This is a genomic window from Rubrobacter sp. M3-4 (genome assembly GCF_059772285.1).
Genome location: NZ_JCBAJP010000001.1, coordinates 11,598 through 29,326, shown reverse-complemented (window position 1 = coordinate 29,326; position 17,729 = coordinate 11,598). Strand labels below are relative to the sequence as shown.

General features: G+C 66.1%; 16 protein-coding genes. 7 read left to right on the top strand and 9 right to left on the bottom strand.

Features of this window, described 5'->3' with window-relative positions; genetic code table 11:
• The first annotated feature begins 43 nt into the window (after positions 1-43).
• Positions 44-1,861, top strand: coding sequence for an ABC transporter ATP-binding protein (locus AC6EKW_RS00135; protein ID WP_498513321.1), 1,818 nt, complete (start codon positions 44-46; stop codon positions 1,859-1,861).
• A 116-nt stretch (positions 1,862-1,977) separates the two neighbouring features.
• On the opposite strand, the gene AC6EKW_RS00130 is transcribed toward AC6EKW_RS00135, so the two are convergent.
• Both AC6EKW_RS00130 and AC6EKW_RS00125 read right to left on the bottom strand, forming a co-directional pair.
• Positions 1,978-3,264 carry a hemolysin family protein gene (locus tag AC6EKW_RS00130; protein WP_273886792.1) on the bottom strand — a complete coding sequence of 429 codons (1,287 nt, stop codon included), beginning with the start codon at positions 3,262-3,264 and terminating at the stop codon, positions 1,978-1,980.
• Positions 3,265-3,437: 173 nt separating this feature from the next.
• On the bottom strand, positions 3,438-4,478 hold the full coding sequence (locus AC6EKW_RS00125; RefSeq protein WP_498513320.1) for a D-2-hydroxyacid dehydrogenase: 1,041 nt from the start codon (positions 4,476-4,478) through the stop codon (positions 3,438-3,440).
• Positions 4,479-4,516: 38 nt separating this feature from the next.
• Here AC6EKW_RS00125 and AC6EKW_RS00120 point away from each other — a divergent pair, with 38 nt between their 5' ends.
• Complete coding sequence (locus AC6EKW_RS00120) at positions 4,517-5,167, top strand: NUDIX hydrolase (RefSeq protein ID WP_498513319.1); 651 nt, start codon at positions 4,517-4,519, stop codon at positions 5,165-5,167.
• On the opposite strand, the gene AC6EKW_RS00115 is transcribed toward AC6EKW_RS00120, so the two are convergent.
• Positions 5,122-5,595 carry a hypothetical protein gene (locus AC6EKW_RS00115; protein ID WP_498513318.1) on the bottom strand — a complete coding sequence of 158 codons (474 nt, stop codon included), beginning with the start codon at positions 5,593-5,595 and terminating at the stop codon, positions 5,122-5,124. The two genes, AC6EKW_RS00120 and AC6EKW_RS00115, sit on opposite strands and share 46 nt — an antisense overlap.
• Before the next feature lie 63 nt (positions 5,596-5,658).
• On the opposite strand from AC6EKW_RS00115, the gene AC6EKW_RS00110 reads away from it, so the two are divergent.
• Positions 5,659-7,386: an NAD+ synthase gene (locus AC6EKW_RS00110; protein ID WP_498513317.1), complete on the top strand. Its 1,728-nt coding sequence runs from the start codon at positions 5,659-5,661 to the stop codon at positions 7,384-7,386.
• On the opposite strand, the gene AC6EKW_RS00105 is transcribed toward AC6EKW_RS00110, so the two are convergent.
• Together AC6EKW_RS00105 and AC6EKW_RS00100 are read right to left on the bottom strand one after the other, a co-directional pair.
• Positions 7,381-8,994: a putative ABC transporter permease subunit gene (locus AC6EKW_RS00105; RefSeq protein ID WP_498513316.1), complete on the bottom strand. Its 1,614-nt coding sequence runs from the start codon at positions 8,992-8,994 to the stop codon at positions 7,381-7,383. The two genes, AC6EKW_RS00110 and AC6EKW_RS00105, sit on opposite strands and share 6 nt — an antisense overlap.
• A 5-nt stretch (positions 8,995-8,999) precedes the next feature.
• A complete protein-coding gene (locus AC6EKW_RS00100) occupies positions 9,000-9,761 on the bottom strand; it encodes an ABC transporter ATP-binding protein (protein ID WP_498513315.1) in 762 nt (253 codons plus the stop codon).
• 212 nt (positions 9,762-9,973) lie between these two features.
• On the opposite strand from AC6EKW_RS00100, the gene AC6EKW_RS00095 reads away from it, so the two are divergent.
• The gene (locus AC6EKW_RS00095; protein WP_498513314.1) at positions 9,974-10,288 is read left to right on the top strand and encodes a hypothetical protein; all 315 of its coding nucleotides are present in this window, start codon (positions 9,974-9,976) and stop codon (positions 10,286-10,288) included.
• Between the two features lie 10 nt (positions 10,289-10,298).
• On the opposite strand, the gene AC6EKW_RS00090 is transcribed toward AC6EKW_RS00095, so the two are convergent.
• The 4 genes from AC6EKW_RS00090 to AC6EKW_RS00075 all read right to left on the bottom strand — a co-directional run bounded on the left by AC6EKW_RS00090 (position 10,299) and on the right by AC6EKW_RS00075 (position 14,700).
• Positions 10,299-11,144: an alpha/beta fold hydrolase gene (locus AC6EKW_RS00090; protein WP_498513571.1), complete on the bottom strand. Its 846-nt coding sequence runs from the start codon at positions 11,142-11,144 to the stop codon at positions 10,299-10,301.
• 120 nt (positions 11,145-11,264) lie between these two features.
• Positions 11,265-12,314 carry a hypothetical protein gene (locus AC6EKW_RS00085; RefSeq protein WP_498513313.1) on the bottom strand — a complete coding sequence of 350 codons (1,050 nt, stop codon included), beginning with the start codon at positions 12,312-12,314 and terminating at the stop codon, positions 11,265-11,267.
• 134 nt (positions 12,315-12,448) lie between these two features.
• Positions 12,449-13,057 carry a response regulator gene (locus AC6EKW_RS00080; protein WP_498513312.1) on the bottom strand — a complete coding sequence of 203 codons (609 nt, stop codon included), beginning with the start codon at positions 13,055-13,057 and terminating at the stop codon, positions 12,449-12,451.
• Positions 13,054-14,700, bottom strand: a complete 1,647-nt coding sequence (locus AC6EKW_RS00075; protein WP_498513311.1) for a sensor histidine kinase — start codon at positions 14,698-14,700, stop codon at positions 13,054-13,056. Before AC6EKW_RS00075 ends, AC6EKW_RS00080 begins: the two co-directional genes overlap by 4 nt.
• A 187-nt stretch (positions 14,701-14,887) precedes the next feature.
• On the opposite strand from AC6EKW_RS00075, the gene AC6EKW_RS00070 reads away from it, so the two are divergent.
• The 3 genes from AC6EKW_RS00070 to AC6EKW_RS00060 are packed head-to-tail and all read left to right on the top strand — an operon-like array spanning position 14,888 to position 17,729.
• Positions 14,888-15,619 carry a (Fe-S)-binding protein gene (locus tag AC6EKW_RS00070; RefSeq protein ID WP_498513570.1) on the top strand — a complete coding sequence of 244 codons (732 nt, stop codon included), beginning with the start codon at positions 14,888-14,890 and terminating at the stop codon, positions 15,617-15,619.
• Positions 15,620-15,621: 2 nt separating this feature from the next.
• A complete protein-coding gene (locus AC6EKW_RS00065) occupies positions 15,622-17,070 on the top strand; it encodes a LutB/LldF family L-lactate oxidation iron-sulfur protein (RefSeq protein WP_498513310.1) in 1,449 nt (482 codons plus the stop codon).
• Positions 17,070-17,729: a LutC/YkgG family protein gene (locus AC6EKW_RS00060; RefSeq protein ID WP_498513309.1), complete on the top strand. Its 660-nt coding sequence runs from the start codon at positions 17,070-17,072 to the stop codon at positions 17,727-17,729. Before AC6EKW_RS00065 ends, AC6EKW_RS00060 begins: the two co-directional genes overlap by 1 nt.

Here is a 17,729-nt window from a genome sequence, read left to right as displayed (position 1 = left end):
CACCCGCGATTCTACCCTTCCGGCTTGCGGTATCTTATCTGGCGTGAAGAGGCTGTATTCCGAGGTCGTCTCCAGCCTGCGGGAGACCAGGCGCACGCTCGCGAGCTTCGTGCCCTTCCTGAGGCCGCGTCTCAGGGGGATGCTCCTCGCGCTCGTGCTCCTGCTGCTCGAGACGGGCTCGAGCCTCGCCCAGCCCTGGCCGCTCGCCCTCATCCTGGACTACGTCCTCGGCGGGAAGAGCCTGCCGGGGTACGTCCCCCGTTTCCTCGCCGGGAGCGGGGTCCTGCTCGCCGCGCTCGCTTTTCTCGCCGTGGTCGTGAGCGGGGCGAGCCGGGGGATCTCCTCGCTGCGTTCTTACCTCCTGCAACGGCTCGGGCAGGAGACCGTCTTCGACCTCAGGAACGCGCTCTATCGCCGGGTGCACGAGCTCGGCCTCGACTACCACTCCGACAGGCGCACCGGGGACACGATAACCCGCGTGACCGGGGACGTGCGGGAGGTCAGGACCCTGCTCGTGGATTCGGTCGTCGAGATCGGCTCCTCGTCGTTGATCCTGCTCGGGATGCTCGTCGTAATGCTCTTCCTCGACTGGAAGCTCACGCTGCTCGCGTTGCTCGGCGCGCCCTTCCTCTTCCTCGCCGTCAGCCGCTACCGGGGCGCCTTGATAAACCGAATGCGCACCGTGCGCACCAGGGAAGGAGCCATAGCCTCGGTTGCCCAGGAGGCCATAACCGGCATCCGGGCGGTCAAGATCTTCGGTCGCGAGCGCGAGGAGCTCTCCCGGTTCCGGCGCGAGAGCGAGGAGGCGCTTAGGGCGAGCGTCGAGAGCGCCGCGATACAGGCCCGCTTCGGGCTCATGCTCGGGCTCGTCGGGGGGCTCGGGGTCGCGCTCGTCGTGTACTTCGGGGCGCGGCAGGTCCTCGCCGGGGCGATCTCGGTCGGGGAGCTCACGGTCTTCGTCTCTTATCTGGGACAGTTCTTCTCCCCGATGTGGTCTCTCAGCAGGCAGGCGAACCAGGTCGGCCAGTCGCTGGTCTCGGCCGAGCGCATCGTCGAGCTGCTCGACGCCGAGCCGGGCGTGAAGGACCTCCCCGGGGCCAGGCCCGCACCCGCCATCGCCGGGCGGGTGACCTTCGAGGACGTCAGCTTCGCCTACGACCCGCAGGCCGGCTACGTCCTCGACGGGATGAGCTTCGACGTCGGGGCGGGCAGCCGGGTCGCGCTCGTCGGCGTGAGCGGGGCGGGGAAGACCACCGTGACCTCGCTTATCGCCCGCCTCTACGACCCGCAGGAGGGGAGGATCCTGATCGACGGCCAGGACATCAAGGGTTTCACGCTGCGCTCTCTGCGTGAGGCGGTGACCTTCGTGCCCCAGGAGCCGATGCTCTTCCGCGCCACGGTCGCCGAGAACATCGCCTACGGCCGCCCCGGCGCGAGCCGGGAGGAGATAGAGCACGCCGCCGAGCTCGCCGGCGCCGCGGAGTTCATCCGGGCGCTGCCCGAAGGTTACGACACCCTCGTCTCCGAGCGTGGGGAGAGCCTCTCCGGGGGTCAGCGCCAGCGCATCTCCATCGCCCGGGCGATGCTGCGGGATTCACCCATCTTGATCCTGGACGAACCCGAGGCCGGGCTCGACGCCGAAGTCGCAGGGGCGGTCGCCGAGAGCTGGCGGCACCTCACCGAGGGGAGGACCACCTTCGTGATCTCGCACGAGCTCAGGCTCGCCCGGGAGGTGGACAGGATACTGGTGATAGACTCCGGAGATATCGTGGAGAGCGGGACCCACGAGGAGCTGCTGGAGCGCGACGGCCTCTACGCCCGGCTCTACGCGCTGCAGGAGCCGGACGTGACCTGGCGATGAGCGGGAGAAAGGGGGTGAGGGACCTTTGCGGGAGCTTCTGATCATCTCCATCGTGCTGACGTTCGCCCTGCTCGCGATCTACGCCTCGTTCGCGATGATGCACTGAGGCGGACCGTTCATCTCTCCTCCATGGGTTTCCTGCGGGCGAGGACCTGAGAGACGCGCGGGCCGTCGGTCTCGTCGACGCGCAGGACGTAGCCGTCCGAGACCACCTCGTCCCCGACCTCGGGGGCGCGGCCCAGCTCACCGAAGACCAGACCGCCGATCGTCTCGAAGTCCTCGCTCTCGAAGCTCGCGTCGAGCGCCTCGTTGGCGACCTCCAGCGGGACGCTGCCGTCTATGAGGAAGGAGCCGTCGGGGAGCTTGAGGACCTGCGGCTCCTCCTGGTCGAACTCGTCCCGGATCTCGCCGACTATCTCCTCCAGGATGTCCTCGATGGTGACGATCCCCTCGAAGGACCCCCACTCGTCGATGACCACCGCGAGCTGCAGCTCCTCACGCTGGAAGTCCTCCAGGATGTCGTCTATGCGCCGGTTCTCCGGGACGACGAGAACCTCCCGCATCAGGTCGCGGGCCGTGAAATCCGCATCCGCGCTGCCCGTCTGGTCGACCACCCGCAGCACGTCCTTGACGTGCACCGCGCCGATGACGCGGTCGGGGTCCTCCTCCTCGTAGACCGGATAGCGGGTGTAGTGGCCCCGGGCCGACACCGAGAGCAGCTCCCGGAAGGACATCTCCGCCGGGAGCGCCACCACGTCGGGGCGGGGGACCATGATCTCGCGCGCCACCTTGTCGTTGAGCTCGAAGATCGCGCCGACCATCTCGCTCTCCTCCTGCTCGAGCATCCCGTGCTTCGCCGACTGCTGGACGAGCGCCCGGATCTCGGTCTCCGAAGGGCTCTCCTCGCCTTCGGAGGCCGGCGGGATGCCGAGCGCGCGGGTGAGGGCGTTGGCCGCCCCGTTGAAGAGCACCACCAGGGGCAAGAACGCGTAGTAGAAGAACTTCATCGGCAGCGCCGTAACGAGCGAGGTCCCTTCGGCCTTCTGGATCGCCACGGTCTTCGGGGCCAGCTCGCCGAGCACCACGACGAGCGCCGTGACGAGGAGGAAGCTGATCACAGGTCCGGCGTAGCCCGCTGCCGAGGCGGAGAGTCCTACGGCCTCGAGGACCGGCTCGAGGAAGTACGAGACGGCGGGCTCCCCGATCACGCCGAGCCCGACGGAGCACAGCGTGATTCCGACCTGGCAGACCGCGAGGTAGGTGTCGAGACGGTCGGTGGCCTCGCCGACGAGCCGGGCGGTGAACCCGCCTTTCTGCTCCATCTCGTCGACCTGGGTCGCCCTGAGGCGCACCAGCGCGAACTCCGCGGCGACGAACAGACCGTTCAGCGCGATGAGGAGCAGCGCGAAGAAGAGTTTCGCGCCCTGAAGAGCTAGCCCTTCCAGGATTCCCTCCGGGTCGGGCGGGTTTCGCGGGTGCGCCTCCCGAGAGGAGGCGCGCCGGTACTCGATGTCTCGGCTGGGTCCATGGCTCCTGGGAAGAAATATAACATCCGGCGCGCCTCCCGCAAGAGCTCCTAGTAGAGTAGCTCCTTGTCCAGCTGGTTCTCGAGTGGCTCCCCCGCGAGGTAGCGGCGGAGGTTTTCGCAAAAGAGATCCGTCTGGCGCCGGTCGGCTTCGGGGACGTTGTCCGTGGCGTGCGGGCTCACGATGACTTCGTCCATCTCCCACAGGGGGCTCTCGGCGGGAAGCGGCTCGGTCTCGAAGACATCGAGCGCCGCCCCCGAAAGGTGTCCCTCGCGCAGGGCCTCGACGAGCGCGCCCTCGTCCACCACCGACCCGCGCCCGACGTTGATGAAGTACGCCCCCCGCCGCATCGCCGAGATCGCACGCCGGTCTATCAGGCGGATGGTCTCCGGGGTTGTGGGCAGCGTCACGGCGACGTAGTCGGCCCGGGAGAGGGCCTCGTGCAGGTCTTCCGTCGCGTAGAGCTCGTCGGCGTATCCGCGGGCGGGATCGTCCTCGCGCACCGTGCGCTTGACACCGGTCGTGTGCATCCCGAAGGGCCGGGCTCGCGAGGCGATGGCCCGGCCGATGTTCCCGAGGCCGACGATGCAGAGCGTCTTCCCCTCCAGCGTGTCCACGGGCTCCTCGTTCCACCTTTTGGCCGCCTTGTCCTTCTGGAGCCGGAAGAGGCGCTTGGCGTGGGCGAGCATCGCCAGGAGCACGAACTCCGCCAGGTACGGGGAGTAGACCCCGCTCGCGGTCGTCACCACCACCTCGCTCTCGAGGAGCCCGGCCCTCTTCGCCACCTCCCCGGCGCCGGCCATGCTCCCCTGCACCCACCGCAGGCGCGGGGCGAGCGCCGGCAGGTCCGGGATCGGAGCCCCCTTCTCGCGCGGGAAGTCGTAGAGGACCTCGGCCTCGGCGAGCATGCCGAGCAGCCGCTCCCTCTGCGCAGGGGAGGGGCTCCAGTCGGCGGGGCCTACGTGGTCCCCGGGCCAGCGCGAGGGAGGGACCACCTCGGGGTCGTAGAGGACCTCTATGGCGGGGTCGAGCTTCTCTATCCTCTGTACCTGATCCTGCGGGAGATAGCTCGCTATGGCCACCTTGACCATCGTGTCCGCTCCTTCTCGAGTGTGTATGCTTGGTCTCTGTGGATGAGAAAATAGATATTCTCGACGCCGCCGGCAACCCGACGGGTGAGGTCCTCTGGAAGAGCGAGGCCCACCGCCGCGGCCTCTGGCACCGCTGCTTCCACTGCTGGATCTCGGGCGAGGACGAAGAGGGCCCCTTCCTCCTCGTCCAGCGCCGGGCCCCGCAGAAGGATACCTTCCCGGGATGCCTGGACGTCACCTGCGCCGGGCACCTCCGCAGCGGGGAGGGCGTGATCGAGGCGGGACTGAGGGAGCTCTCGGAAGAGCTCGGGGTGCGGGTGGCTCCGCGGGATCTCGTCCGACTCGGCACCAGGAGGATAGAACAGGAGATCCCGGGCGGGATGGACCGCGAGCTGCACGAGGTCTTCCTGCTCCCGGAGGGCCTCCCTCCGCGGACGATGAGCCTGCAGCGCGAGGAGGTCTCGGCCGTCTACCGCCTCCCGCTCGACGGGATCGATCACCTCTTGGCCGGGGAGAGGGTGGGGGCGAGATTCTGGTGGCCAAATGGGAGCGGGAGGGAGACGGTCGCGCTCGAGGAGTTCGTCCCCAACGAGGATGGATACCTCGTCCGGGTGGTTCGCGCGGTGAGGGCTGCCCTCGGCGGCTACGCGGACCCCGGCGCCGTCTTCCGCGAAGAGACGGCCTGCTGAAGCGCCTCGTCCGCCTGCCCGGCGGCGAGCTCCGCGCGCCAGGCGGCGCTCCGCGCGTCGCGGAGCACGTAGTCTTCGGACGAGGAGCAGCCCAGAGCCCCGAGCGCTTTCGCCGAACCGGACGCCAGGTGCACCGCGGCCGCCACCTGCGAGAGGTGTTCCTCACCGATGTGCGGCAGCGCGCAGGCCGCGAGGGTGGCGAGGTCCGCGCAGCTTCCCGCGGCCTCTGCGAGGAGGTGGGGAGAAGGTGGGGGGTCGTTTTCTTCCAGCGCACGAAGCTCCCGCAGGATGTCCGCGGCCAGTTCTCCCGTCGTCCGCAGCCGCAGGCCATCCGAAGCGGCGCACGCCTCCCGGAGCATACGGGCCGCCCCGGCTGCGCTGGAGAGCGCGGCCGGGATCAGAGGAGAGCCGTGCTGCGAGAGCCCCATCAGCAGGCGATTCTAAACCAGAAGGGCGGCGCGTGACCGCCGGGGACGCTATCATTACGGGGCATGAGGGTCGCTCTCGCCCAGATCAACACCACGGTAGGCGACGTTTGGGGCAACGTCGAGAAGGCCGCGTCCGCCCTGGAACGTGCGTTGGAGGATGGAGCCGACCTCGTCGCCTTCCCCGAGCTGACGATCACCGGGTATCCCCCCGAAGATCTGCTCCTGCGTCCGGACTTCATCCGGGCCAACCTGGAAGGGCTCGAAGAGTTTGCCGGACGGGTGCCCGAGGGCGTGATCGCGGCCGTGGGTTTCGTCGATCTCGCCGGAGACCTCTACAACTCCTGCGCCCTCGTCTCCGGCGGAGAAGTCCTCCACCGCTACCACAAGCACTACCTGCCGAACTACGGGGTCTTCGACGAGAACCGATACTTCCGGGAGGGCGAGGGCGTCCCGGTCCTCAGCGTGGACGGATCGCTGGCCGGCGTGAACGTCTGCGAGGACATCTGGTACCCGGGGGGGCCGGCTCGTGAGCAGGCGCTCGCGGGGGCCAGCGTCCTCATCAACATCTCCGCCTCGCCCTACTCGCGGAGCAAGGGGCTCTTCCGGGAGCGGATGCTCGCCGTCAGGGCCTCTGATTACGGCTGCTACGTCCTCTTCTGCAACCTGGTCGGTGGTCAGGACGAGCTCGTCTTCGACGGCCACTCGGTGGCCATAGACCCGCAGGGGCGGCTTCTAGCCCGCGCCCGGCAGTTCGAGGAGGACCTGCTCGTGCTGGACATCCACCCGGAGGAGGCTTTGATCCACCGCCTCCACGACCCACGTCCGCGCAAGGAGAACCCGGGTGGATCGCCGGTCGTCGTCGAGGGGCCAAGCCTCATACAGAAAAAACCGCAGGAGGGAATCGAGCCCCGCGTCGAGGAACTGTTGCCCGAGGAAGGTGAGGTTTTGGAGGCGCTGACGCTGGGCCTCAGGGATTACTTCCAGAAGAACGGTTTCTCGCGGGCCGTCCTCGGGCTCTCCGGCGGGGTGGACTCCTCGCTCTCAGCGGCCATCGCGGCCCGTGCCCTGGGACCGGAGAACGTGACCGGTGTGCTGCTGCCGAGCCGTTACACCTCCAAAGGGAGCAACACCGACGCGCTCGCGCTTGCCAAGAACCTCGGCATAGAAGTGCTCGAGATCCCGATAGAGCCCGCCTTCTCCGCGTACAGGGAGATGCTCGCCGCCGCCTTCCGGGGGCTACCCGAGGACGTGACCGAGGAGAACCTGCAGTCGCGCATCCGGGGCAACGTCCTCATGGCGCTCTCGAACAAGTTCGGCTGGATCCTTCTTTCCACCGGCAACAAGAGCGAGATGAGCGTTGGATACTCCACCCTCTACGGCGACTCGGCCGGCGGCTTCGCGGTCATCAAGGACGTTCCCAAGACGCTCGTCTACCGCATCTGCCGCCACATCAACGAGACCGAGGGTCGTGAGGTGATCCCGGAGTCCGTCCTGACCAAAGAACCCTCCGCCGAGCTGCGCGAGGGGCAGAAGGACACCGACTCACTGCCACCCTACGAGGTTCTCGACCCGATCCTCGAAGCGTACATCGAGGAGGACAAGGGGGTGGGCGAGATAGTGGCCGAAGGCTACGACGAGGAGGACGTGCGCCGGGTGGTCCGGATGGTCGACGCCGCAGAGTACAAGCGCCGCCAGGCTCCCATCGGCATAAAGGTGACGAGCCGGGCCTTCGGACGCGACCGCAGGATGCCGATCACGAACCGCTACCGCGAGCGCCGCCCGAAGTTATAGCCGCCACTCGATCTCCTGCAGATGCCGCGTTCCGGCTCTGAAGACGACGTACGCGACGGTGCAGGTGACCGCAACCCACAGCAGGGCGGCCGCGCACCAGGCGGCCGGTGGGGGTATCGTGAGCGAGAGCAGGTAGCCGGCTGCGAGACAGAGTGCTCCGAGCACGAGCAACCCGAAGACCCCTCCGCCCAGCGCCACCCTTCCCATCCCGGTGAGTGATTGCTGGGGGTTCTCCCAGTCGAAGCGGGGATAGAGCGCCCCGACGCCCGTGGCGTAGCATGAGAAGACGACCGCCGAGGCGATCCCGAAGATCAGGCCTGCGGCCGCGAACCCCGGTCGTCCTGGACCGGAGAGCAGCCAGAGCGCCAGCTCCGTCACCGCGGCGAGCAGCGAGCCGACCAGAGCGCCGCTCACCCACTTACCGAACAGAAACCTCTTCGCCGCTATGGGAGAGGAGAGGATGAGAGCGTAGGCTCGTCCTTCGAAGCCCACGTTCTGTATCTGGTTCCCCCAGAGTCCCGTGCTGGCTCCGGAGAGGGTCGCGGCCAGGAGATACGGTGCGAGGCCGAGGATTCCTGTTTTCTGGAAATCGTTCGTCAGGGCGTAGAAGAGCCCGAACGCCGGCGGGATCAGGAGGCTCGCGGAGATCCTGAGATCCCGACGCAGCGAGAGCAGGTCCTTCTTCACCACCGCCCCTACGTCTCGCGGAAGAAGGGGAAGCTCACTCCTCCCTTCTATGGCCCTTCTCCGACGCCGGCGAGCTCCGGCCGCGAATTCGGCGGCGCGGGAGACCCCCGAGGCGTAGTGGTGACCGGCGACGAACAGGCAGAGGAAGTACAGCGCGGCGGTCGCGGCGGCGAGCGGTACCAGACCTCCGAGAAGGGTGGTGGCACTCAGGGAGGCCGCCCCGGTGACGGCCGCGGCGGCCCAGCTTCCAGGCGGGATCGTGAGGAGCGGAAAGTCGAGCATCTTCTGCCCCGGATGGTCGCCGAGGAACAACACGCCGAGGAGCACGGCCACCCCGAGGATTATTCCTGTAGCGTAGAGGATCTCCCGGGCCCTGCCCGGGGAGACCAGCCTCATGAACGGCATCACCAAGAGCATCCCGATGGCGTTTGCAACGACCGCGAGCAGCGCGAGCACGAGGAGAAGGACGGGATAGAAGAGGATGGAGGCCCCGGTCGCCAGCCCGTAGGCCAGCGGGATCGGGAGCCCGAGTACACCCACGAGCAGTGAGCCACCGAGTGCGCTCTCCCAGAACTTGAGCGCGAAGACCGTCCGGGATTTGAAGGGCATCGCGAGCAGCGGCGTCAGATCCCGTGAGAGGTAGAGCACCTGCACCGAGCGCCCGAATCCCGCGAAGAGCGCGAACGCGCCCACACCGCCGAAGGTGCTCGCGAGCAGCACGAAGGACTCGTGGCGGCCGGCGACCGAACCCTGCAGGCTCCTGAAGAGCGTGAAGAACGAGCCGATCATCAGCAGGAAGGTCAGGGGCAGCCCGATCACAACGAGGACGTAGCCGGCCATCCGCTGGTTGCCCCTCTCGTCGGAGGAGAACCTGAGGAGCGTCTTCATCTTGAGCCTGTAGAGCAGCCTCCACGTGCCCACCGGGCTCACTCCTCCAGGTAGTCTGCTATCTGACGGCCCTCGCTGGAGCCGGTGAGCCTGAGGAAGACATCCTCCAGGGTGTCGTCCCGAGAGGACCGGGCGAGCGACCTGAGCTCCGTTACGGTCCCCGAGGCGATCATCCTGCCACGCTCTATTATCCCGACCTCGTCGCACAGTGCCTCGGCCATCTCGAGGATGTGCGTGGCCATGAAGACCGTGCCACCACGCGCCACGAACCTCCTCAGCACGTCTTTGGTGAGCCGTGCGCTCGCCGGGTCGAGCCCCACCGTCGGCTCGTCCAGAAACAGTACCTCAGGCTCGTGCAACAGCGCCGCCGCGAGCGCCACCTTCTGTTTCATCCCGTGCGAGAAGCCACCCAGCAGCTCGTCGGCTTCCCCGGAGAGGCCGAACATCTCGAGCAGCTCCCGGGAGCGATCCCTGGCCTCTGCCTGCTCCACGCCGTAGACGTCGGCGACGAAACCCAAAAACTCCCGGGCGGTGAGCTTCTCGAAGAGCGCGGGTTCGTCGGGGACGTAGGAGATCCTGCGCTTGGCCTCGAGCGAGTCCCTGACCACGTCCACCCCTGCCACCGTGATCTCGCCGGAGGTGGGGCGCAGGAGGCCGCAAAGGAGCTTTATGGTCGTCGTCTTGCCCGCGCCGTTGGGGCCGAGGAAACCGTAGAGCGTGCCTCGCCTTACGTCCAGGTTCACGTCCCGAACGGCCTCTTTCCTGCCGTAGCGCTTGGTGAGCGCGTGGGTCTTTATCAAGCGAGTGCCATCCGGCTCGGCTTACTGTCCGGAGTCCATCTTATCGTGCCTGCCTCCGTCTTCGGAGAGCTGCCAGGTTACCTAGATAGCCCAAAACGAGCGGAACCGTCCACCACATTTGCCACCACCCGACGATATGCAGGTTGCTCCAGTTAGTCGTACCAATGGCCAGCCCCACCACGCATCCCACGACCAGGTGGTATGAGAGCTCCATGGCCGTCAACGAGCCAGACCCACGACCATCCCTCCGGGAGATCGTACCGGACAAGAGCCTTACCGCGACGGTTATCACGGCGGCCACGGCCCAGCCCACCAGAAAGATCCTCATCTGCACGATGCCTGTAGCCGTCCCGGTACTGTTCCACGCCAGCGCCACCAAACTCGTTGCAACAGTTAATGCGAGAATCCCCCAGATGGTCATCCCCAAACGAGGCAAACCGGACGGTGACCCTCGATATCCATCCTCATCGTTCGGCAAGCTGTCCTCCTCCTCGTGTTTCGAGCGCGTGGCTGGCCAGAGGCTGTAATCGCCATCCGTCAGATGTCTCGGGGAGTGCCTAAGAATTCCAGCACCATCCTGTTGAACTCCTCCGGCCGGTCCATGTTTACCATGGGTGAGGCATCTGGAAGGACGACCGTTCTCAGAGTGGGGATGAGCTCTTCCAGCCTGTCATCGAGCGCTCGTGCCAGGGGATCGCGCCCGCCATCGCTCAGTATTAGAAGAGTGGGTGCGTCGATTTCCTTGAGCCTATCCTCCGTCAGGAGGGCCAGCCTGTGAGACTGAGGCTCAAAGCCCTCGAACACAGAGAAGGCGTTCTCTGAGAGAATCGTTCGCAACCTCTGGCGCGTCTGCGGGGTGGCCTTGGAGTACAGCGGGTCTGCAAGTTTTGACTCGACCAACGGCTCTGGATCTCCTTCGTGCACCAACTTTTGGATAGCTTCTCTGAACCCCTGTGCCTTTTCTATCCCTCGTTGTATGCCGCTCCACAGTTTCTCTCTCGACCCTGGGTCTTCGAAATCACTCAGCACAGGAAACCGGGTGTTAACCAGAAGGAGTTTGTCGGTAATCTCCGGGTACACAACTGCAAACTCCAGGGCCACCTGTCCGCCCTCCTCGAGACCGAGGAGATGACATTTTTCTATCCCTAACCAATCGAGCAGGCTTTTCAACTCGTTGTAGGAAGAGGAGGGCGGAGAGTTAATTCTGCTCTCAAATATGCGCTTGAGATCCTCTAGACTCGAAGCTCCCGCCGCATGTTGTCCCCCCTCGTTCCTCTTTGTTTTGCCACAGAACTGTCGATCGTAGCTGATGACTCTGTAATGCTCACAGAAGGTAGTGACCTGGGTGTCCCACACCCTGCTATCCATACCTCTCGGGTGTATCAGGACAAGGGCGGGGCCCTCACCCCTAATTTCGTAGTATAGTTCAACACCTTCAATGAGAGCGAAACAATTGACTCTCCTCTAGCAAATTCGATGCCCCAACCTTACGCCAAAGACAGATTATAGTGCGTATCTACAGTGCTCGGCGCATTCGTAAGCCACTATACCTCCACAGGCAAAGCAAAGTACACACTCAATCGCAAGCGCGCAGGCAAGACACTCGAGGGCACACTCGACAGAGAGATCATTAGTGCCCACACAATGGAAGAAGCACCTGAGGAATGATAGCCTGCTGGCAGGTTGGACAGATTCTTGCGTGAGTGCGTAATTTGGGTGTGGTATGAGCCTACCATTACGAGAGATTTCTGCTGTGCCAAGAAAGCTGCCCTCTGGCAAGTACCAGGCAAACTCTGCCCTCTTGCCTTTCGAGTGTAGCTGCATTGCCATGCTGACCGCATCTTCTTGTCGAAGCTCACCGCTGGTCACAAGGTAAGTAGTCTGGGTGTCGGCGCTTGCCTCACCTGTGCGTACGAAAGGGATTAAGAAGATCGTCTGTGCCTTATTGCCTCTATTGTATTGTACTTTTTCGACTTGGTTCCACTTCGGTTTACCGAAGCTATTGATAGCAACCTTAACATCCTTGCTACGCTTCAATCTGTTTACGTACACGGAATCGGCCGAGAGCCGAGTTAATCTAGGGATACCTGCTGTCTTTTGGCTCCTATCAGACACTGAAGCGAATGCCCGATCAGCTGGCAGTAGAGAGAAAGCAGCCAACCCGCCGGCCAAGCCTTTCAAGAAGCGCCTGCGGCTGATGCTGCGCATCTCTGCACTGTGAGCCTCATCGTCAACGCCGGACGCTATGTGTGGCTCTCCCAGCACTTGCATCACCCGCCATGTTGCCCCGGGACCGAGCTTTCTGCTCAGGACCAGCCCCATCTTGAGCCCGGTCCAGGCTTTGACCTGTCCGCCCCTGACTTCGATGAGCGTGGGAGCCCAGGATGCGTTCTCTCCGAGAGCCTGCTTGCGCCAGTGCTCGACCTGCGGGTCGTGGAGGCTTCTGACCTCGAGCCTGCCCCCTGCCGCCTCTTCGATGCGATGCGCCAGCTCGCTGCACGTCATACACCCGGCGTCGAAGCCCAGGATCAGGTGTCGCTTGAGAGTTTTCACCCTGGCCCTCCTCCTGCCGATCTTTCCGGTGCGCCGGCGTCAGCCTACCAGCCGCCCATCGCCGGCACGCTGTCCTTTCGGGACAGTTTTTCGACGATCGGGGGACAGGTTGTGACCTGTCCTTTTGCGAGCGCCTAACTGCCGGTGAGGTGCCGGAAGAGCTCCCTGCGCGAGGAGAAGCCGAGCTTCTTGAGGATGTTCTTCACGTGAAACTTGGCCGTACGCTCGGAGATGTAGAGCTGCTCCGCGATCTGGGCGTTGGAGCAGCGCTCCAGCAAGAGGTGGAGAACTTCCTTCTCTTTGGGCGTCAGATGGGTGATGCCCGGGACATCCTGCAGGCCGGGATGGCCCTCCTCCCTTCCCTCCAGCCACATCCTTCCGCCGCGGTGGACCTCCCTCAAGGCTTCGAGGAGCTTCTCCGGTCCCTCGCTCTTGTGCAGGTAGCCATCGGCACCGGAGAGCCTGCAAAGGAGGATGTCTTCTTCCGAGTTGTAGGCGGAGTATACGAGGACGCGGGGTGGGTCTGGAAGTTCTTTGATCCTGCGGCAGATCTCAGCGCCTCTGGGCTCCCCTCCGAGGTGCAGGTCGAGCAGCACGACGTCGGGTTTGAGCTTTTGGTTGAGATGGAGGGCATCCCCGGCGCCTATGGCTTCTGCGATTACCTCTACATCGTCGGCGAGACCGAGGGCTGCCCGGATGCCCAGCCTCATGGTGGGGTGGTCTTCGACGAGGAGCACCCTCATCCAAGCTCGAACCTCACCTGTACGGTGGTGCCCCTGTCGGGGGAGGAGAAGATGTCCAGGGTGCCTCCCGCCTCCTCCGCCCGGCTCCTCATGAGCGAGAGCCCGACTCCCGGGGTTGGAGAGGTGGGATCGAAGCCCCTCCCGTCGTCGCGCACCCGGAGCAGCAGCACCCGGCCGACTTTCCTGGACTCCAGCCAGACGTTGGAGGCCCTGGAATGCTTCGCCGCGTTCCAGAGCGCTTCAGCGGCTATCCTGTAGGCGGCGGCGCGCCGGGTGGTGTCCAGCGTGCCGCAATCCGCGCGCAGGTCCTGGTGGGCGTGGACTCCGAAGTGGCTGCTTATGTCCCGCAGCGTCCTCTGCAGGAGGGCGTCGAGTTCCACCCCGGAGTTTTCGCAGCGGGCGTGCAGCTCCTCGATGGAGCTTTCGAGCAGGTGTCCGGACTCTCTGCAGGCGGAGAGCGCCTCTTCGAGGAGCCTCTCGGAGGCTCGTTGGTCCCTCGCTTTTCTGTAGGTCTCCAGCAGAAGCGTCGCCCCGTAGACGTTCTGTTTGAGCGAGTCGTGCAGCTCGCTCGAGATCCTTCTCTGCTCCCGACGTACGGCGTCTCTCTCGGCTTCGAGCCTGAGGGAGCGGTTTATGTAGGAGAGGGCGGAGATGCGCAGCGCGAGGTAGAGCATGAGCACCACCCCCGTCCAGCTCACGTACGCCGGCACCGGCGGGTGCAGCGTCGCCCAGGCGAGCAAAAAGGCGTACTGCACGGCCGGGGAGAGCGGTCCCGCCCAGAACAGGAACACCCGCCAGGGGCTGATCCCCGTTCTCTGGCTGTCTTGGGGCTCCGAGGATGCTCTCAGAGCCGCCGCGACGAACAGCACCAGCCCCAGGGTCCACAGCAGCTCCGGCCACCTGCCGGGCTCGTAGGGTTTGAAGGGTTCGAGCCCGGCCCAGGCGAGGTCTCCGGCCACCAGGGCCAGAAATCCCCCCGCGAGCCAGCCCGAAAAGCCTGGTTTGCTGCGGCTCGAGAGCAGCGTGAGGCAGAGGAAGAGCAACCCGGCGTCTATCGCCGGCCCCGAGAGGGTGTCTGCGATCTCCCCGGGGCTCTTCCCGTGGACCGGCGCTGCCGGAGCGAGCAAGAAGTACCACACCACCATGCCCGACGAGAACATCACGCTCAGGGCGTCGAGCGGGGCCAGAGGGGCTATGCCCCGGGTGTAGAGCCCGAGCAGGTAGAGGAGCGCCACGAAGAGGAGCAGGTAGGAGAGGGTGTACGACAGATCCCTCGGGAGCGCGAGCCTTGCGCCGTCCGGACCCATCTGCCACAGCAGGTATCCGCAGAAGCTGGTGAGAAGACCGGCTGCGAACAGCGCCCAGAATCCCCTCTCCCTGCCTCCGGTCTGCCGCGCGGCCCACACCGCGCTGCCGAAGGCGAACGTGGCGGTCGACCAGTAGCAGAGATGGGTCGTCAGGGCGCGTGCCGGGGTGTCTTTCGCCAGCGCGGCGAACCCGAAGGCCGCGACGCACCACGACGAAACGACCAGGAGCGTGTACAGAGACGCCTTGTTTTTGAGGGGTGTTCTCGAGATCAACGCGATCCACCCCACCCCTTGCCGGCGTCCGGCGGGTTTTTCGGCCGCCAGCTTCTTCGACATCGGATCTTACCCCCTGGCGTCGGTTTTCCTGCATTATCCCCCGGTTGCATGGCGTGTTTCCAGCGGTCTCGGATCGCGGGGGCACCGGGCGGGACTCTGGAAGTCCTGAGGACGCCTTCCGCGAAGCCCACCGCGGTAGAATGATCTCCGAAGGAAAGCGTGTGATCGGGGGTGCCTTTCGTTGAGGGTGGCGCTCTTTGTGCCGTGCTTCGTGGATCTCATCCGGCCGGAGGTCGGGGTCGCCACCGTGCGCGTCCTGCGCAGCCTGGGGGTCGAGGTCGTCTATCCGGAGGGGCAGACCTGCTGCGGGCAGCCGGCGTTCAACTCGGGATTCTTCAGCGAGGCGCGCGGCGTGGCCCGGCGCTTCCTCGACGTCTTCGAGCGGGAGGACTTCGACTACGTCGTATGCCCGTCCGGGTCGTGCTCGACGATGGTCTCGCGCTACTACCCGCTCCTCTTCGAGGAGACGCCGGAGGAGCGCGGGCGCGCGGAGGCCCTGGGCGGCAGGGTCAGGGAGTTCTCGGACTTCCTGGCCAACGTGATTGGGATGGAGGATCCGGGAGCCTCGTACTCCGGTAGGGCCGTCTTCCACGCCGGCTGCCACCAGCGGCGCGAGCTCGGGGTGCTGGAAGAGCCGCGGCGGATACTGCGCGGCGTCTCCGGGCTCGAACTGCTCGACTGGGAGGACGAGGAGCTCTGCTGCGGGTTCGGGGGGACGTTCTCGGTGAAGATGCCCGAGGTCTCGGCGGCGATGGCGGACCAGAAGATCCGGGCTCTGGAGAAGAGCGGGGCGGATACTTTGATCTCCTGCGACCCGAGCTGCCTGTTGCACCTGGAGGGGCGACTGCGGCGCACCGGACACGACACGCGGGTGCTGCACCTGGCGCAGGTTCTGGACCCGAGACGGGGGGAGGTCTGAGGATGGCGGCGAAGGCGGGACGCCCGGGGGAGGGGCTCGAGAGCCGGGTCGAGGGCTTCAACGAGCGGGCGAGGGAGGCCGTGAAGGACGAGCGGCTGCGCTCGGCGGTGGCGGTGCACTCGAAGAACACGATCCGAAACCGCAACGCCGCCCTCTCCGCCCTGCCGGACGCACCCGAGCTGAGGGAGCGCGCCTACCGTATCAAACAGGAGACGATGGCGAACCTCGACCGCCATCTGGAACGGATGGCCTCCGCCGTCGAGAAGAGGGGAGGGAAGGTCTTCTTCGCGAACGACGGGGAGGAGGCCGTCCGGTATATCGGGGAACTGGCGAGGCGTCGCGGCGCGAAGGTCATCACCAAATCCAAGAGCATGGCCACCGAGGAGATAGAGCTCAACCGCCGCCTCCAGGAGGAGTATCCCGAGCTCGGGCTCGAGATCGTCGAGACGGACCTGGGGGAGTGGATCGCGCAGCTCGCCGGGGAGGCCCCCTCGCACATCGTCGCCCCGATCCTGCACATGAGCCGCCACCGGGCCGCCGAGGTCCTCTCGGAGGAGGCGGGCCGCCCCCTGCCGCCCAACGTGGAGGATCTCGTGTCCTTCGCCCGCGAGCGGCTGCGGCAGAAATTCCTCTCGGCGGACATCGGGATAACCGGGGCCAACTTCGGCGTCGCCGAGACCGGGACCGTCGTCACCGCGACCAACGAGGGCAACGAGGGGCTGGTCGCGAGCGTCCCGTCGGTGCACGTGGCGGTGATGGGCATAGAGAAGGTCGTGCCGCGCCTCGAGGATCTCGCGGTCTTTCTCAGGCTCCTCGCCCGCAGCGCCACGGGCCAGAAGATGACCGTCTACACCGACTTCGTGAGCGGGCCGAAGGGTGAGGACGAGCCCGACGGGCCGGAGGAGTTCCACCTGGTGCTGCTCGACAACGGCCGCTCCAGCCTCCTCGGTGGGGAGTTCGAGGAGGCGCTCTACTGCATCCGCTGCGGGGCGTGCCTCAACGTCTGTCCGGTCTACCGTCAGACCGGGGGCCACGCCTACGGCTCGACCTACTCCGGGCCCATCGGGGCGGTGATAACACCCCTTCTCAAGGGGGACGAGGAGGCGAAGGACCTCCCGCACGCCTCCAGCCTGTGCGGGGCGTGCTGGGAGGCGTGCCCGGTCGGCATCCCGCTGCACGAGCTTTTGCTCAGGCTGCGCCGCAGGCAGGCCGAAACGGGAATCTCCGGCAGAGCGCAGCGCCTCGCCTTCGACGCGTTCGAATTCGGGATGAGGCGTCCCGGACTCTACGGGATCGGGGCGAAAGCCGCGCGGGGCGTGCAGGGGCCGCTGCTCAGGGACGGGGTCGCCCGGTCCCTCCCCGGGCCCTTGAAGGGATGGGCGGAGTCCCGCGAGATCCCGCACCTGGCGAAGAAGAGCTTCCGCGAGCTCTGGCGGGAGGGGAGGATCTAGTGGCGAGGAAGGAGGAGTTCCTCGAAGGGATACGGCACCGCACCCGCGCCGGGCGCTACCGCCCGACCCACGCTCCGGACGTGGCCTGGACACCACGCGCGGACGGGGGGAGAAAAGAGGGGCATGAAGACCCGGCGGAGCGTTTCGTCCGGGAGTTCGAGGCGGTCGGCGGACACGCGACGCGCGCATCCGGCATCGAGGAGGCGCGTGATTACGTGCTCGAGGTGCTGCGGGGGAGAGGTGCGCGGCGGGTCGTGCGGTGGGATGCGAAGTTTCTGGAAGGGCTGCGCCTCGAAGAGGCCGGGCTGGAGGTGGCCGTCTACCGGGGCGGTGCAGAACGGAGGTCCCTGGAGGAGGCGGACGCAGGGGTGACCGAGGCGAGGTGGGCGCTCGCCGAGACCGGGAGCCTGCTGCTCGAGAGCGGCGGGGGGAGGCTCGCCACGCTCCTTCCGCCGGTGCACGTGGTGCTCGTGCCGGAGGAGAGGCTGCTCGGCACGCTGGAGGAGGCTCTCGGGGAGTACGAAGGGGGGCGGATGCCCCCCGACCTCTGCTTCCACACCGGCCCCAGCCGCTCCGGGGACATCGAGATGACGCTCACCGTCGGCGTGCACGGTCCCGGGGAGGTGCACGCGGTGCTGGTGAAGCAGCCCGGGTCCTGA

Coding starts and splice junctions, on each gene's coding strand:
- AC6EKW_RS00125 (WP_498513320.1), bottom strand. CDS start 4,478: ATGGTCAAGGTGGCCATAGCGAGCTATCTCCCGCAGGATCAGGTACAG.
- AC6EKW_RS00115 (WP_498513318.1), bottom strand. CDS start 5,595: ATGGGGCTCTCGCAGCACGGCTCTCCTCTGATCCCGGCCGCGCTCTCC.
- AC6EKW_RS00110 (WP_498513317.1), top strand. CDS start 5,659: ATGAGGGTCGCTCTCGCCCAGATCAACACCACGGTAGGCGACGTTTGG.
- AC6EKW_RS00095 (WP_498513314.1), top strand. CDS start 9,974: ATGGCCGTCAACGAGCCAGACCCACGACCATCCCTCCGGGAGATCGTA.
- AC6EKW_RS00080 (WP_498513312.1), bottom strand. CDS start 13,057: ATGAGGGTGCTCCTCGTCGAAGACCACCCCACCATGAGGCTGGGCATC.
- AC6EKW_RS00075 (WP_498513311.1), bottom strand. CDS start 14,700: ATGTCGAAGAAGCTGGCGGCCGAAAAACCCGCCGGACGCCGGCAAGGG.
- AC6EKW_RS00065 (WP_498513310.1), top strand. CDS start 15,622: ATGGCGGCGAAGGCGGGACGCCCGGGGGAGGGGCTCGAGAGCCGGGTC.